Below are 15,599 nucleotides of genomic sequence, written 5' to 3'. Positions count from 1 at the left end.
GAAACCGTTTCCCCCGTGACAACTCCGCGACCCGAGACGTCCCCAGGATGAGTTCCGAACTGATCACCCGGATCGCCGGGCGGACAACTGGGAGCGTGAAATGGCATTCACACGTAGGACTTTCATGCAGGCCCTCGGCGTCACGGGTGGCGCGGGCCTGGCGTACGGGGCGATGTCCTCGATCGGCATGGCCCCCGCCACCGCCGGCGCCCCCAAGCGCTTCCAGTCGCTGTCGACCGGTGACTTCGTCGGCTCGGTGCGCGGCGATCACTCGGTGGTGATCCTCGGTGGCGGGCCTGCGGGTCTGTGCGCGGCCTACGAGATGCGCAAGGCCGGCTACAAGGTGACGGTGCTCGAGGCGCGGACCCGCCCCGGTGGTCGGGTGTGGTCGGTTCGGGCCGGCACCGAGGAGACGGATCTCAACGGCGAGACCCAGAAGTGCACGTTCTCCGAGGGGCATTTCTTCAACCTCGGGGCCACCCGCATCCCGCAGGGGCACGTCACGCTCGACTACTGCCGCGAGCTGGGTGTCGAACTACAGATGTTCGGCAACCAGAACGCCAACACGATGGTCAACTACACCGGCACCAAACCGCTGGCCGGGCAGTCCATCACTTACCGCGCCGCGAAGGCCGACACCTTCGGTTACGTCTCGGAGCTGTTGCAGAAGGCGACGAACCAGGGTGCGCTCGACGACGTCCTCACCAAGGACGACAAGGACGCGTTGTCGGAGTTCCTCAGCAGCTTCGGCGACCTGTCCGACGACGGTCGTTACCTGGGGTCGCCGCGCCGCGGCTACGACTCCGAGCCGGGGGCGGGCCTGAACTTCGGTACCCAGAAGCCGGCACTACCGATGTCCGACGTCATCCAGAGCGGCATCGGCCGCAACTTCGCCTTCGACTTCGAGTACGACCAAGCGATGACGATGCTCACCCCGGTGGGCGGCATGGACCGGATCTACTACCGCTTCGCGGAGGAGATCGGCGACAGTCTCGTCTACGGCGCCGAGGTCACATCGATGAAGAACACGCCCGACGGGGTGACCGTCGAGTACCGGGTGAACGGCCGGCTCGAGTCCGTCACCGCCGAGTACGCGATCTGCACCATCCCGCCGCACCTGATCGAGCGACTCGACAACAACCTGCCGGCGGACGTCGTCACCGCACTGCGGGCCGCGACGCCGTCGTCGTCCGGCAAGCTCGGCATCGAGTACTCGCGCCGCTGGTGGGAGATCGAGGACCGGATCTACGGCGGTGCATCCAACACCGACCGGGACATCTCGCAGATCATGTTCCCGTACGACCACTACAACTCCGATCGCGGTGTGGTGGTGGCCTACTACAGCTCGGGTCGGCGTCAGCTCGGTTTCGAGTCGCTCACGCACCGGCAGCGGCTCGCGAAGGCGATCGCCGAGGGCTCGGAGATCCACGGCGACAAGTACACCCGCGACATCTCGTCGTCGTTCTCGGGTTCGTGGCGGCGCACCAAGTACTCCGAGTCGGCGTGGGCGTCGTGGGCCGGGGCCGGCGATTCGCACGGCGGCGCCGCGACCCCCGAGTACACCAAGCTGCTCGAACCGGTCGACCGCATCTACTTCGCGGGCGATCACCTGTCCAACGCCATCGCGTGGCAGCACGGGGCCTTCACGTCCGCGCGTGACGTCATCACCAAGATCCATCAGCGCGTCGCCCAGGCCGCCTGAGCCCGTTCACCATTCACGAAGGAGCCATCATGACTTCCGTCTCTCGCAAGGCCATCGCCGCGGTCCTCGCAGGCTCGGCTTTGATCCTGACCGCAGCCGGTTGTTCGTCCGACACCGCCGAGGCGGAACCCGCACCCGAGTCGACGTTCGTCTCCAAGTCGGTTCTGGAAGCGGGCCAGGCGAATCCGATGATCGCGCAGGGTGTCGCGATCGGCGGCGGCGCGGCCGTCTACAAGACCAGCGGTCTGGGGCCGGCGGCGTCCAACAAGGCCGCGCCCGAGGGCACCCCGGAGTCGTACATCGACAGCCAGTTCGGCGGTGGGATGCTGCCGGCGGGGGTCACGGTCACCGAGGCGCAGGGCATCAACGTACTCAAGAAGATCCGGGAGAACCTGGAGGCACAGGGACTCACGCTCGAGGACGTCGTGACGATGCGCGTGTTCCTCGACAACGCGCCGGGCACCGATCGAGCCGACTACGCGGGCTGGAATCGCGCCTACCGGCAGTTCTTCGCCAACACGAACCTCGAGACCGGCGATACCGAACTGGTGCCGATGGGGACGGCGGCACCAGCCGCCCCGATCGAGCGGAACAGCGCGCGTCCCACCCGTTTCGCGCTCGAGGTCGGCAGCTTGCCGGTCGCGGGATGGTTGGTCGAGGTCGAGGTGGACGCGGTCTACCCCGACGGCGAGGAGCCGTCCTGATGGGCGCGCTGAGTCCCGGGCACTGGGCGATCGTGGCGGTGGTGCTGCTGGTGCTGTTCGGGTCCAAGAAGTTGCCCGACGCCGCACGCGGGCTGGGTCGCTCGCTGCGGATCCTCAAGAGCGAGGTCGGCGAACTGCAGGCCGACGATCAGCCCGGCGAGATCGGGAAGGTCGAGCCGTCCCGGCAGCTGTCCTCGTAGACGTCGACGAGCGAAGGGCTGCGCAACCAGAGCGTTGCGCGGCTTTCTTCGTTCCCGCCCGGTCACGGCCGCGGCCAGGCCCGGCCGTCGAGTTCCTCGATGTCGGTGTTGAACCGGCGCAGGTAGGCGGCGAATGCGGCGACGTCCTCCGCGGACCAGTCGCGCATCACCCGGTCGAGGGCCGAGATGTTCGCCGTGCGCTCGGCGTCGAGTTCCTCCCGTCCGGCGTCGGTGAGCCGGAACTTGCGGGCCATGCCGCCGTCGGGGTCGGGGATGCGGTCGACGAGCCCGGCGTTGAGCATCGCGGTGGTCTGGCGGTGGAGGGTGGAGGTGTCGAGCGCGAGGGCGTCGCTGAGCTGTCCGATCGACATCGGTCCTTCCACGCTGATCCGGCTCAGGAGCGTGTACGCGCTGCGGTCGAGTCGGCCGCCGCTGCGGCGGGGGCGCGGATTGTGCAGCGTGAGGTGCCGGCCGAGCAGCATCGTCTCGAAATCGATCAGGTTCGTGGGCTTGTCCATACCGGTCCTCTCGCAAAGCCGCATCGGTGTCGCGATGCCCTCCCATTGTGCCCGCCGGAATCGGACATATCACTCCGAACTGGGATTTTGCGCGATGCAACTTGATTGCACGATACAACTTGGTTGTATGCTGCAACTACTTTGCGTAACGAAATCCATTGATCGAGAAGTTGGGAGACCCGCGTGGACAACTCCGCGCCCGCCACCCGTTCGGGGGGCATCGTCACAGTGCTGGCGGTCGCCGGCATCGTGGCAGCACTCATGCAGACCCTTGTGGTCCCGCTCATCGGCGACCTGCCGCGCATCCTCGACACCACGGCGTCGAACGCGTCGTGGGTCGTCACCATCACGCTGTTGGTGGGTGCGGTCGCCACGCCGGTCACCGGGCGACTGGGGGACCTGCTCGGCAAGCGGCGGATGCTGCTCTTCTGCTCGGTGCCGCTGGTGATCGGCTCGATCACCTGCGCGCTGGCCACGTCGCTCGCGCCCATGGTGATCGGTCGTGGTCTGCAGGGACTCGGCATGGGCATGGTGCCGCTCGGTATCAGTGCGCTGCGTGAACTGGTACCGCCACAGAAGCTCGGTTCGTCGATCGCGCTCATCAGCGCCACCCTCGGCATCGGCGGTGCGCTCGGTCTGCCGATCTCCGCGGCCGTCACCCAGAACACCAGCTGGCGGGTGCTGTTCTGGGGCTGCGCGGTGCTCAGCGTGCTCATCGGTGTGCTGATCTGGCGCCTGGTCCCGGCCACCCCGGCGATGGCCACGGGCGGCTTCGACTTCGTCGGCGCGGTCGGTCTCGGCATCGGGCTCGTGAGCCTGCTGCTCGCGGTATCGAAGGGCGCCGTCTGGGGATGGGGGAGCCCCGAGATCCTGGGGCTGTTCGCGGTGGCGGTGGTCGTGCTGCTGGCCTGGGGCTGGTGGGAGCTGCGCACCGCGGACCCGCTCGTGAACCTGCGCCTGGCCGCGGGCCGTCAGGTGCTGTTGACCAATGCGGCGTCCGTCGTCGTCGGCTTCTCGATGTACGCGCAGTCGCTGATCATCCCGCAGCTCCTCCAGCTGCCCGAGTCCACCGGTTACGGGCTGGGCCAGTCGATGCTCGCCATGGGCCTGTGGATGCTGCCCGGTGGTTTCGTGATGATGGCCGTCTCGCCCGTGGGCGCCAAGTTGTCGGCGGCGCGCGGCCCGAAGGTCACGCTGGTGCTAGGTGCGCTGGTCATCGCCCTCGGCTACGGCTCGTCGATGCTCCTGCTGGGCTCGACGTGGGGCCTGCTCGTCGTGGTCTGCATCTCGAACGCCGGTGTCGGCCTGGCCTACGGCTCCATGCCCGCACTGATCATGAGCGCGGTGCCGCCGTCGGCCACGGGCTCCGCGAACAGCTTCAACACGCTGATGCGCTCGGTGGGTACGTCCGTCGCGGCCGCCGTGGTCGGTGTCGTGCTCGCGCAGATGAGCGTCGACATCGGCGGTGGGCACACGATCCCGACGGAGGCAGGTTTCCGTACCGGTCTGCTCATCGGGTGCGGTGTGGCGCTCGTCGCCGCCGCCATCGCCGCGGCGATCCCGGGTCGAAGGCCCGCGCCGGCGTCGGTCGAGCCCGGCGCACCCGCTGTCGCGAAGGTCTGACCAGGGCATTCGGGTGGAGTCGGGATCGCGGGATCTCGCACTCGGGCAAGAAGTTCGATCCCTGTGAGACAAACGTTCAACAAGTGCTAATGTTCGTCCTGCACTGGCCGCAGCTGACTACTCGCTGCGGCCAGTAGCTATTTTTGCAGCCGGATCCGCTCGGGGTCCGATGTTTCACGCGAAACGTGAGCCGAGTCCCACGACGACGTCCCGGATGCCGGTCCACCGCCGCGCGGTCGCGATCCGGCCCGCGACATGCGACGCCCGCACCAGCCGGCGGGTGGGACGGCGTCGGGCCCGGTCGTAGCGCCGCAAGGCGTCGGGCACAGCGTGTTCGGTGAGCAGCCGGCCCAGCGTCGCGGCGTCGACCATCGCCTCGCATGCACCCCGGCCCAGGTTCGGGGCCATCGAGTGCGCGGCGTCGCCGATCAGCGCGACGTTCCCGTGCACGTACGACGGCAGTTTCGGCGACTCGTAGAGGTCGTGGTGCAGCACGGTGTCCGGGTCGATCTGCTCGAGGATCTTCCGGACGTCCTGGTGCCAGTCGCCGAAACGGCTGCGCAGCAGGTCGACTCCGTCGGAGACGCCGACGGGGGACCGGACCGCGGCGAACCAGTTCACCAGGCCGCCCTCCCGCGGGGTGATGCCGAACAGGGCGCCCGGACCCCACGTCTCGGTGACCGATGCCGTCTCGCCGGGAATCCACCCGCGCCACGCCGTCAGGCCGGTGGGGACGGGGCGGTAGCGGGAGCCGAACAACACGTCCCGGGTGGCACTGCGGGTGCCGTCCGCCGCGACGACGACGTCGAAGTCGGCGAGGGTGCCGAGATCGGGTGCGGGCTCGCCGAATCGGACGGTGCCGGCCGGAAGACCGTCGACGAGGATGTCCAGCAGCGCCGGACGGGAGATCAGATACGCCGTGCGGCGGGCGCTGTCGACCCGGCCGATCACCGAGCCGTCCGGTCGCAGGAAGGCGGCACGCTGCTGCCGCGCACCGACGTCCCGCACGCGGGGGCCGACACCCGCGACGTCCAACGCGGAGATTGCCTGGGGCCACATCCCGAGAGCGGTCCCCGTGGTCGGCGGTGCGGGGGAGCGTTCGAACACCGAGACGTCCCATCCGCGGCGGATCAGGACGTTGGCGGCCGTCAGCCCACCGATGCCGCCACCGAGGATCGCTGCCTTGCCAGCCATGTGGGGACCGTACCCGACGTCCGGCGGCGCTTCCGGGCATCGATCCGGTGCGCCGCTCGCCCGGGTGTTTACAGGCCCGTCGACGCGGCGTCCAATGGAAGTGAAACGAAGATGCGCCGCCGTCGACGGTGTGTGAGCGCTGTCCGACTCCGGCGATTTGCCCTCTTGGAGAAGGGAAAGCGCGTGACTTCGATGTCCAGGTCCGCGGCGCTGGTGGCGGTGTCCGTGGCAGGCCTGGTCCTGTCCGCGCCGATCGTCCACGCGGACAACGTGACCGCGACCGTCCCGGTCGGTGCCGGACCTACCGAGGTGGCCGTCGCCCCCGACGGCTCCCGCGTCTACGTCACCGACTACTTCGATGCCGCGGTCACCGTCGTCGACACCGCGACCGGCACCGTCACCGCGACGGTGCCGGTCGGCGGGTATCCGACCGACGTCGCGATCGGCCCCGACGGTTCCCGGGCCTACGTCACCAATTCCGACGACGGCACGGTGTCCGTGCTCGACACCGCCGCCGGAACCGTGGTGGCCACCGTCCCGGTCGGCGCCGGCCCGGAGGGGGTCGCGGTGACTCCCGACGGTGCGCGGGCCTTCGTGTCGAACTACGACGGCGGCACGGTGTCGGTGATCGACACCCGCACGGACGCCGTGACCGCCACGGTTCCCGTCGGCCGGTTGCCCTCCGAGGTCGCGATCACCCCGGACGGCACGCGCGTGTACGTCGCCGAACAGGGCAGCAACGCGGTGGCGGTGATCGACGTCGCGACCGCGACCGTCGTCGGCAGCGTCCCGGTCGGCGACGGGCCGTTCGGGGTGGCGATCACGCCGGACGGCACCCGGGCCTACGTCACCGCGTGGGACAGCGACGCGGTGTCGGTGGTGGCGCTGCCGGTGAACGCCGTCGTCGCCACCGTCCCGGTCGGCGACCGCCCGTTCGGCACCGCGGTCTCGCCCGACGGGACCCGTGCGTACGTGACGAACTATGCGAGCGACACGGTGTCGGTGCTCGGGACCGCGGTCGACGCCGTCGTCGGGAACGTCGTCGTCGGCGACAGTCCGTCCGCCGTGGCTATCACCCCGGACGGCACCCGGGCGTACGTGTCGAACTACGACGGCGACTCGGTGTCGGTGGTCGCGATCGAGCCGTGACTCGGCGGTGACGGTGCGGCCGACGATCGTGCCGATGCTGCAACTCGTCGGCCCTCCGGGCGCGAAACAATCGCTCTAGGCTGTGATGTGCACTTCATTTCCCCAGCAATGGGGAGAAAAACCACAGGTCACGGAGTGGAGAGGGGAGCCTTGCTTGCGTTTCTCCCGGGTGCGTGAATTAACCTTTTCTCAACACGGTGGACTCATAACCGTCTGAAACGCCCCAGAGCAACGTCGCCGGGGCGGACGTCAGTCCCGTGCCGAGGCTCAACGAGGAGCCATTCTCGGTCGGTGCCGCACAGTGTCGTGCAGGTACATGCTCTGCAGTTGTATGGCCATCAGCGCTGCTGGTCGTCGGTGCATCTACGCATACGAAGGCAGTAGGTATGAAGCATCTTCCCGGGCCCCAGGGGCTCTACCACCCGGCGAACGAGCACGACGCGTGTGGCGTCGCGTTCGTCGTCGACATGCACGGTCGGCGCAGCCGCGACATCGTCGAGAAGGCGATCACCGCGCTCGTGAACCTCGAGCACCGCGGCGCCGCGGGCTCCGAGCCCAACACCGGTGACGGCGCGGGCATCCTGCTCCAGGTCCCGGACCGCTTCCTGCGCGCCGTCGTCGACTTCGAGCTGCCCGCCGCGGGCGCGTACGCCACCGGCATCGCGTTCCTGCCGCAGGGCGACGCTGCTGCCGACGAGGCCGCCGCCGGTGTCGAGAAGATCGTCGCCGAGGAGGGCCTGACGGTTCTCGGCTGGCGCGAGGTCCCCACCGACGACTCGTCGCTCGGCACGCTGGCCCGCGCCGCGATGCCGACGTTCCGTCAGGTGTTCATCGGTTCGGCCGGCGATTCGGTCACCGACATGGACCTCGAGCGTCGTGCGTACGTCATCCGCAAGCGCGTCGAGCACGAGCTCGGCGAATCCGGCGCCGGCGAGGACGGCCCGGGCCGCGAGTCGGTGTACTTCCCGAGCCTGTCCGGCCAGACGTTCGTCTACAAGGGCATGCTCACCACGCCGCAGCTCAAGGGCTTCTACCTCGACCTGCAGGACGACCGTGTCGAGAGCGCGCTGGGCCTGGTGCACTCGCGCTTCTCCACCAACACCTTCCCGTCGTGGCCGCTGGCGCATCCGTTCCGCCGCGTCGCCCACAACGGTGAGATCAACACCGTCAGCGGCAACGAGAACTGGATGCGGGCCCGCGAGGCGCTCATCAAGTCCGACGTGTTCGGCGACGGCGCGCTCGAGAAGATCTTCCCGATCTGCACCCCCGGGGCCTCCGACACCGCGCGCTTCGACGAGGTGCTCGAGCTGCTGCACCTCGGCGGGCGCAGCCTGCCGCACGCCGTGCTGATGATGATCCCGGAGGCCTGGGAGCGTCACGAGAGCATGGACCCGGCACGCAAGGCGTTCTACGAGTACCACTCGGCGCTCATGGAGCCGTGGGACGGCCCGGCATCGGTGTGCTTCACCGACGGCACCGTCGTCGGCGCCGTGCTGGACCGTAACGGCCTGCGCCCGTCGCGCGTGTGGGTCACCGACGACGGCCTGGTCGTCATGGCGTCCGAGGTCGGCGTCCTCGACATTGCCCCGGAGAAGATCGTGCGCCGCATGCGCATGCAGCCGGGCCGCATGTTCCTGGTCGACACCGCACAGGGCCGCATCATCTCGGACGACGAGATCAAGTCGGAGCTCGCCGCGGAGCACCCGTACCAGCAGTGGATCGACGAGGGCCTCGTCCAGATCGACGACCTGCCGGAGAGCAAGTACACGTACATGACCCACGACCGGGTCGTGCTGCGCCAGCAGATCTTCGGCTTCACCAACGAAGAGGTCAACCTCCTCGTCAAGCCGATGGCCGTCACCGGCGGCGAGGCGCTGGGCTCGATGGGCACCGACACCCCCATCGCGGTGCTGTCGGCCCGTCCGCGGATGCTGTTCGACTACTTCCAGCAGCTGTTCGCGCAGGTCACCAACCCGCCGCTCGACGCCATCCGCGAGGAGATCGTCACGAGCCTGGGCGGCACCATCGGCCCCGAGGCCGACCTGCTGACGCCGTCGGCCGCGTCGTGCCGCCAGATCGTGCTGCCGCAGCCGATCCTGCACAACGACGACCTGTCGAAGCTGATCCACCTCAACGACAACGCGAAGTTCCCGCACTTCCGCAGCGTCGTCGTGCGTGGTGTCTACCCCGTCGCACAGGGCGGCGAGGGCCTGCGCAAGGCACTGGACACGGTGCGCGACAAGGTGTCCGAGGCGATCGCCGGTGGCGCCCGCATCATCGTGCTGTCGGACCGCGAGTCCAACGAGAAGTACGCGCCGATCCCGTCGCTGCTGCTCACCGCCGCGGTGCATCACCACCTGGTGCGCGAGAAGACCCGTACCAAGGTCGGTCTCGTCGTCGAGTCCGGTGACGCCCGCGAGGTCCACCACATGGCGGCGCTGCTCGGCTTCGGCGCCTCGGCCGTCAACCCGTACATGGCGTTCGAGACCATCGACGAACTGCTGCAGTCGGATCAGCTCGCCGGCCTGTCGCTGGACAATGCCGTCACGAATTACATCAAGGCCGCCGGCAAGGGCGTGCTGAAGGTGATGTCGAAGATGGGCATCTCGACGCTCGCGTCGTACACCGGTGCGCAGCTGTTCCAGGTGATCGGTCTGTCGCAGGAACTCGTCGACGAGTACTTCACCGGCCTGCAGTCCAACCTGGACGGCATCGGTCTGGACGAGATCGCGGCGGATGTCGCCGCGCGCCATGCCAATGCGTACCTGGACCGGCCGGAGCTGCGGGCGCACCGCGAGCTAGAGGTCGGCGGCGAGTACCAGTGGCGCCGCGAGGGCGAGTACCACCTGTTCAACCCGGACACGGTGTTCAAGCTCCAGCACTCCACCAAGACCGGCCAGTACGAGGTCTTCAAGGAGTACACCAAGCTGGTCGACGACCAGTCCGAGCGCCTGGCGTCGCTGCGCGGCCTGTTCAAGTTCAAGAGCGGTCTGCGTCAGCCGATCTCGATCGACGAGGTGGAGCCCGCCAGCGAGATCGTCAAGCGGTTCTCCACCGGCGCGATGAGCTACGGCTCGATCTCCGCGGAGGCACACGAGACCCTCGCGATCGCGATGAACCGACTCGGTGGCCGCTCCAACTCCGGTGAGGGCGGCGAGCATCCGTCGCGCTTCACGCCGGACGAGAACGGTGACTGGCGCCGGTCGGCGATCAAGCAGGTCGCGTCGGGCCGCTTCGGTGTCACGTCGCACTACCTGAGCAACTGCACCGACATCCAGATCAAGATGGCGCAGGGCGCCAAGCCCGGCGAGGGTGGCCAGCTGCCGCCGCACAAGGTGTACCCGTGGGTCGCCGAGGTGCGTGGCTCCACCCCGGGCGTGGGCCTCATCTCGCCGCCGCCGCACCACGACATCTACTCGATCGAGGATCTGGCCCAGCTGATCCACGACCTGAAGAACGCGAATCCGCAGGCGCGGATCCACGTCAAGCTGGTCTCGGAGATCGGTGTCGGTACCGTCGCCGCGGGTGTCTCGAAGGCGCACGCCGACGTCGTGCTCATCTCGGGTCACGACGGCGGCACGGGCGCGTCGCCGCTGACGTCGCTCAAGCACGCCGGTGCGCCGTGGGAGCTCGGCCTCGCCGAGACCCAGCAGACGCTGCTGCTCAACGGTCTTCGCGACCGCATCGTGGTCCAGGTCGACGGTCAGATGAAGACCGGCCGCGACGTCATGATCGCGACGCTGCTCGGTGGCGAGGAGTTCGGTTTCGCGACCGCTCCGCTCGTGGTCTCGGGCTGCATCATGATGCGCGTGTGCCACCTCGACACCTGCCCGGTGGGTGTCGCGACGCAGAACCCGGTGCTGCGCAAGCGTTTCGCCGGTAAGCCGGAGTTCGTCGAGAACTTCTTCATGTTCATCGCCGAGGAGGTGCGCGAGCTGCTCGCCGAGCTGGGCTTCCGCACCCTGCAGGAGGCGGTCGGCCAGGTCGACGTCCTCGACACCACCGCGGCGCTCGAGCACTGGAAGGCGTCCAAGCTGGACCTGTCCCCGATCCTGCACCGGGTCGAGTCCGCGTTCGCGGACCAGGACCTGTACTGCTCGGGCACACAGGAACACGGCCTGGAGAAGGCGCTCGACCAGCAGCTGATCCAGCTGGCTCGTCCGGCGCTCGACAAGGGCGAAGCCGTCGCCTTCGAGTCGGAGATCACCAACGTCAACCGCACGGTCGGCACCATGCTCGGCCACGAGGTGACGAAGGCTTACGGCGCGGAAGGACTGCCGGACAACACGATCGACATCACCTTCACGGGCTCGGCGGGCAACAGCTTCGGCGCGTTCGTGCCCAAGGGCATGACGCTGCGGCTGCACGGTGACGCCAACGACTTCGTCGGCAAGGGCCTGTCCGGTGGACGCATCGTCGTCCGCCCGCCGCTGAAGACGGCCGAGGGCTTCGTGCCCGAGGACAACATCATCGGCGGCAACGTGCTCCTGTTCGGTGCCACTGCGGGTGAGGCTCTCGTCCGCGGCATCGTCGGCGAGCGTTTCGCCGTCCGCAACTCCGGCGCCACCGCTGTCGTCGAAGGTGTGGGCGATCATGCCTGCGAGTACATGACCGGTGGCAAGGTGGTCATCCTCGGAAAGACCGGCCGCAACTTCGGCGCCGGTATGTCCGGTGGTGTGGCGTTCATCTTCAACCCGGATCGTGATTTCGGGACCAACCTCAACACCGAGTTGGTCGATCTCGAGGACCTCAGCGTCGAGGATCTCGAATGGCTGCACGGCGCCGTCGAGCGCCACCGCGACGAGACCGGATCCGAGGTTGCGGCTCGGATCCTCGCCGACTGGTCGCACCAGAAGGCACATTTCGCGAAGGTCATGCCGCGCGACTACAAGAAGGTCCTCGTCGCTATCGAGACCGCGAAGAAGAACGGAACGAACGTGGACGACGCAATCATGGAGGCAGCTCGTGGGTGATCCGAACGGCTTCCTGAAGCACACGTCGCGCGAGCTGCCCATCCGCCGCCCGGTGCCGCTGCGCCTGATGGACTGGAAGGAGGTGTACGAGGACTTCTCCTCGGACACCCTCAAGACCCAGGCCAGCCGGTGCATGGACTGCGGTATCCCGTTCTGCCACAACGGCTGCCCGCTCGGAAACCTGATTCCCGAGTGGAACGACCTGGTCTACAAGGACCGGTGGCGCGAGGGAATCGACCGGCTGCACGCGACCAACAACTTCCCGGAGTTCACCGGGCGACTGTGCCCGGCGCCGTGTGAGGCGTCGTGCGTGCTCGGCATCAACCAGGACGCGGTGACCATCAAGCAGGTCGAGGTCGAGATCATCGACCGCGCCTTCGACGAGGGTTGGGTCCAGCCGGTGCGCGCGTCGCACATCACCGGCAAGAAGGTTGCTGTCGTGGGCTCCGGCCCCGCGGGTCTGGCTGCGGCGCAGCAGCTCACGCGGGCCGGGCATTCGGTGACGGTGTTCGAGCGTGAGGACCGCATCGGCGGTCTGCTGCGCTACGGCATCCCCGAGTTCAAGATGGAGAAGCGCCACATCGACCGCCGGCTGGCGCAGATGGAGGCCGAGGGCACGGTGTTCCGCACCGGTGTCAACGTCGGTGTCGACATCACCGCCGAGCAGCTGCGTGAGCAGTTCGACGCGGTGGTCCTCGCCGGCGGTGCCACCGAAGCGCGTGACCTCCCGATCCCCGGTCGCGAGCTGGACGGCATCCATCAGGCGATGGAGTTCCTGCCGATCGCGAACCGTGTGCAGTTGGGCGATCTGGCGGAGCCGACCATCACCGCGAAGGGCAAGAAGGTCGTCATCATCGGCGGCGGCGACACCGGTGCCGACTGCCTCGGCACCAGCCATCGTCAGGGCGCCGAGAGCGTGCACCAGTTCGAGATCATGCCGCGGCCCCCGGCCGAGCGCGCCGGCTCCACTCCGTGGCCGACGTACCCGCTGATGTACCGCGTGTCGTCCGCACACGAAGAGGGCGGCGAGCGCGTGTTCTCGGTCAACACCGAGGAGTTCGTCGGTCGCGACGGCAAGGTGACCGCGCTCAAGGCGCACGAGGTCGAGATGGTGAACGGCCGCTTCCAGAAGGTGGAGGGCTCGGACTTCGAGCTCGAGGCCGACATCGTGTTCCTCGCGATGGGCTTCGTCGGTCCCGAGAAGCCGGGCCTGCTCACCGATCTGGGTGTCGACCTCAACGAGCGCGGCAACGTCGCCCGCTCGTCGGAGTGGGCCACCAATGTCGACGGCGTGTTCGTCGCGGGCGACATGGGCCGCGGCCAGTCGCTCATCGTGTGGGCCATCGCCGAGGGTCGCTCCTGCGCGGCCGCGGTCGACAAGTTCCTCGAAGGATCGACGGCTCTGCCGACGCCGATCAGCACCACCAGCGCTCCGCAGCGCTGAGCGATCGGCGGGGATCAACGTCGCTCCCCGCCGATCGTCCGTCGAAGCCCGAAGGCCCCGTTCCACGCATCGCCTCGCGTGGGACGGGGCCTTCGCCCTTTTTTCGGTCCGAAACGTGCGGAGGCACGAATTGTTTTCTGGACGTTCGACCAGAAAACGCTTCTACAACGATCTTGCAACGGCTATGGTCTGCCGCATGTGATGAGTGACACATGACCGCCGAGTCGGGGGAAAGGCGGACCTACCCGAGGAGGATCAGTGTTTTCGTCGAAACTTCGTAGAGCGGCCGGCCCGCTCGTGGCCTTGGCCAGCGCCGCCGCGCTGACCTTGACCATGAGCGGCACGGCGGCGGCAGCGAGCCCGACCGGCCCACCGCCCACGTCGTCGAGCGGTAACCAGCCGGCCGACAACCTGGGTTGGAAGACCGAGGTCGTCAGCGTCAACGGTGTGGCCGGCAACGTCGCCAATCCCGGCGACACGGTCACCTACCGGTCGAGCATCTGGGAGAACTCGAAAGCCGGCGGCTTCCTGAATCTGGGCCGGTACATGACCTCCATCCGGCACATCGCGCCCGCCGGATTCCAGTTCCTCAACGGGAACACCACGCCGAACGGAACCGTGACGAGCGAGGGCGCAGCCGGTGTCAAGGCCGTCTGCGCCGGGAACGGTTGTACGTCCGTTCCCGTGCTCGGCACGGACGGGTTCAAGGTCATCGGCAGCACCGTGCTGACTTTCACCGTCAACTACAAGATCCCGGACAACTTCGCGCCCGGTGACTACGACAGCGGCTTCCTCTTCGACGTCTACACGTTCAGCAGCCAGCAGGGCTCCAACGCCTCCGGTGCCAAGGTTCGGGTCCTGGACAACAAGTCGGAGACCACCACTTCCGTGGCTCCCGTCGGCACGGTGGCCATGGGTAGCTCGACGGATCTGACGGCCACGGTCTCGCCGGCCGGTGCCACGGGCACCGTGCAGTTCTTCGACGGGTCCGATCCGATCGGGGCTCCCGTCGCGGTGAGCGGTGGAACCGCCACCCTGGCGCACACTTTCACCGCAATGGGGACGTACTCCATCTCGGCCAAGTACACGGCTACGGGTCTGTTCCACGATTCGGAGTCGGCTCCGGTCGAGGTCGAGGTCGGCCCGGTCCAGACCGCGACGACCGTGACCGTCCCGGCCACGGCCGAGGCAGGCGCGACGGTGCCGCTGCAGGCCACCGTCACTCCGGCCGACGCACAGGGCACCGTCCAGTTCGCGATCAACGGTACCGACGTGGGCAGCCCCGTCCAGGTCAGCGGCGGCACGGCCACGCTGAACCATCGCTTCGACGACCCGGGCAACTTCTCCGTGACGGCGAACTTCGTCGGCGGCTTCGGGGTCGCCGGTTCGGCCGCCACCGCGCAGCAGATCGCCGTCTCCTACGGTGACTGGCAGACCACGACGGTGGTCGTCGAGCCGGTGACCGCCGAGGCCGGTAGCCCCACCAACCTGATGGCGACCGTTCGCCCCATCCCGACCGGTGGCACCGTCACCTTCTCCGTCGACGGCACCGCTGTTGGCGCCGTCGATCTGGGCACCGCCGACGGCGTCGCGGCCCTCGCGCACACCTTCGACACCGCGGGCACCTACCAGGTGGTCGCCGACTTCGCCGGTACCGAGGGCTTCTCGGCCTCCACGTCCGCACCGTTCACTGCCACGGTCGCCCCGACCGCGCCCGTGCTCACGGCCGTGAACGCGGACCTGACGGTTCAGGGTCTGTCGGTCGTCGGCCAGACCGTCACGCTCACCGTCGATGTCGACCCGGCCGACGCGCAGGGCACCGTCCAGTTCTACAAGGGCACCGAGGCCGTCGGCGCCCCGGTCGCCGTCGTCGACGGCAAGGCGTCCGTCACCACCACCCTCGACTTCGAGGGCACGCAGCTGATCACCGCGAAATTCGTTGCCGGTGAGGGCTTCCGTGACACGGTGTCGAACCCTGTCGTGCTGAACGTGTCGGCCGCGCCGGTGGCTCCGGAACCGGGCGCCGGCAGCCTCGGCTCGCTGTTGGAAGGCCCGCTCGCCGGGCTGCTCGCCGGATCGATCGGAGGCTGAC

Annotated in this window: 10 protein-coding genes; 8 read left to right on the top strand and 2 right to left on the bottom strand. The window is 68.3% G+C overall.

The annotated features are described in order from the left end of the window. Positions 1-124: 124 nt before the first annotated feature. The 3 genes from PSS76_RS00830 to tatA are packed head-to-tail and all read left to right on the top strand — an operon-like array spanning position 125 to position 2,606. Entirely contained in the window at positions 125-1,702 is a 1,578-nt protein-coding gene (locus PSS76_RS00830; protein ID WP_022593213.1) for a flavin monoamine oxidase family protein, read from the top strand. 29 nt (positions 1,703-1,731) lie between these two features. Further along, a complete protein-coding gene (locus PSS76_RS00825) occupies positions 1,732-2,406 on the top strand; it encodes a Rid family hydrolase (RefSeq protein WP_005516548.1) in 675 nt (224 codons plus the stop codon). After that, positions 2,406-2,606, top strand: a complete 201-nt coding sequence (gene tatA, locus PSS76_RS00820; RefSeq protein WP_005516546.1) for a Sec-independent protein translocase subunit TatA — start codon at positions 2,406-2,408, stop codon at positions 2,604-2,606. The genes PSS76_RS00825 and tatA overlap by 1 nt, the downstream gene beginning before the upstream one ends. A 62-nt stretch (positions 2,607-2,668) precedes the next feature. Here the strand turns inward: tatA and PSS76_RS00815 are convergent, their stop codons facing one another. Continuing rightward, complete coding sequence (locus tag PSS76_RS00815; RefSeq protein WP_022593215.1) at positions 2,669-3,124, bottom strand: MarR family winged helix-turn-helix transcriptional regulator; 456 nt, start codon at positions 3,122-3,124, stop codon at positions 2,669-2,671. Positions 3,125-3,307: 183 nt separating this feature from the next. On the opposite strand from PSS76_RS00815, the gene PSS76_RS00810 reads away from it, so the two are divergent. Next, positions 3,308-4,747: an MFS transporter gene (locus PSS76_RS00810; RefSeq protein ID WP_013414397.1), complete on the top strand. Its 1,440-nt coding sequence runs from the start codon at positions 3,308-3,310 to the stop codon at positions 4,745-4,747. Positions 4,748-4,921: 174 nt separating this feature from the next. On the opposite strand, the gene PSS76_RS00805 is transcribed toward PSS76_RS00810, so the two are convergent. Then, entirely contained in the window at positions 4,922-5,941 is a 1,020-nt protein-coding gene (locus PSS76_RS00805; RefSeq protein WP_013414398.1) for an FAD-dependent oxidoreductase, read from the bottom strand. A 192-nt stretch (positions 5,942-6,133) separates the two neighbouring features. On the opposite strand from PSS76_RS00805, the gene PSS76_RS00800 reads away from it, so the two are divergent. The 4 genes from PSS76_RS00800 (at position 6,134) to PSS76_RS00785 (ending at position 15,598) form a co-directional block, all read left to right on the top strand. Beyond that, positions 6,134-7,090: a beta-propeller fold lactonase family protein gene (locus PSS76_RS00800; protein ID WP_217627481.1), complete on the top strand. Its 957-nt coding sequence runs from the start codon at positions 6,134-6,136 to the stop codon at positions 7,088-7,090. Positions 7,091-7,476: 386 nt separating this feature from the next. Beyond that, complete coding sequence (gene gltB, locus PSS76_RS00795; RefSeq protein WP_064076458.1) at positions 7,477-12,063, top strand: glutamate synthase large subunit; 4,587 nt, start codon at positions 7,477-7,479, stop codon at positions 12,061-12,063. Further along, positions 12,056-13,507 (top strand): glutamate synthase subunit beta, encoded by a 1,452-nt coding sequence (locus tag PSS76_RS00790; RefSeq protein WP_005516534.1) that lies wholly within the window; start codon positions 12,056-12,058, stop codon positions 13,505-13,507. Before gltB ends, PSS76_RS00790 begins: the two co-directional genes overlap by 8 nt. 258 nt (positions 13,508-13,765) lie before the next feature. Further along, a complete protein-coding gene (locus PSS76_RS00785; RefSeq protein ID WP_064079348.1) occupies positions 13,766-15,598 on the top strand; it encodes an Ig-like domain-containing protein in 1,833 nt (610 codons plus the stop codon). Position 15,599 lies beyond the last annotated feature (1 nt).

It is taken from the genome of Prescottella sp. D32, from assembly GCF_037287305.1.
GTDB lineage: Bacteria > Actinomycetota > Actinomycetes > Mycobacteriales > Mycobacteriaceae > Prescottella > Prescottella equi.
Note: the sequence above shows the minus strand (reverse complement) of the source record. Positions and strands in the feature narration are given on the sequence as shown.

Excerpts from the sequence above, each read along its gene's own strand:
- PSS76_RS00830 (WP_022593213.1), top strand. The coding sequence starts at position 125 with ATGCAGGCCCTCGGCGTCACGGGTGGCGCGGGCCTGGCGTACGGGGCG.
- PSS76_RS00825 (WP_005516548.1), top strand. The coding sequence starts at position 1,732 with ATGACTTCCGTCTCTCGCAAGGCCATCGCCGCGGTCCTCGCAGGCTCG.
- tatA (WP_005516546.1), top strand. The coding sequence starts at position 2,406 with ATGGGCGCGCTGAGTCCCGGGCACTGGGCGATCGTGGCGGTGGTGCTG.
- PSS76_RS00815 (WP_022593215.1), bottom strand. The coding sequence starts at position 3,124 with ATGGACAAGCCCACGAACCTGATCGATTTCGAGACGATGCTGCTCGGC.
- PSS76_RS00805 (WP_013414398.1), bottom strand. The coding sequence starts at position 5,941 with ATGGCTGGCAAGGCAGCGATCCTCGGTGGCGGCATCGGTGGGCTGACG.
- PSS76_RS00800 (WP_217627481.1), top strand. The coding sequence starts at position 6,134 with ATGTCCAGGTCCGCGGCGCTGGTGGCGGTGTCCGTGGCAGGCCTGGTC.
- gltB (WP_064076458.1), top strand. The coding sequence starts at position 7,477 with ATGAAGCATCTTCCCGGGCCCCAGGGGCTCTACCACCCGGCGAACGAG.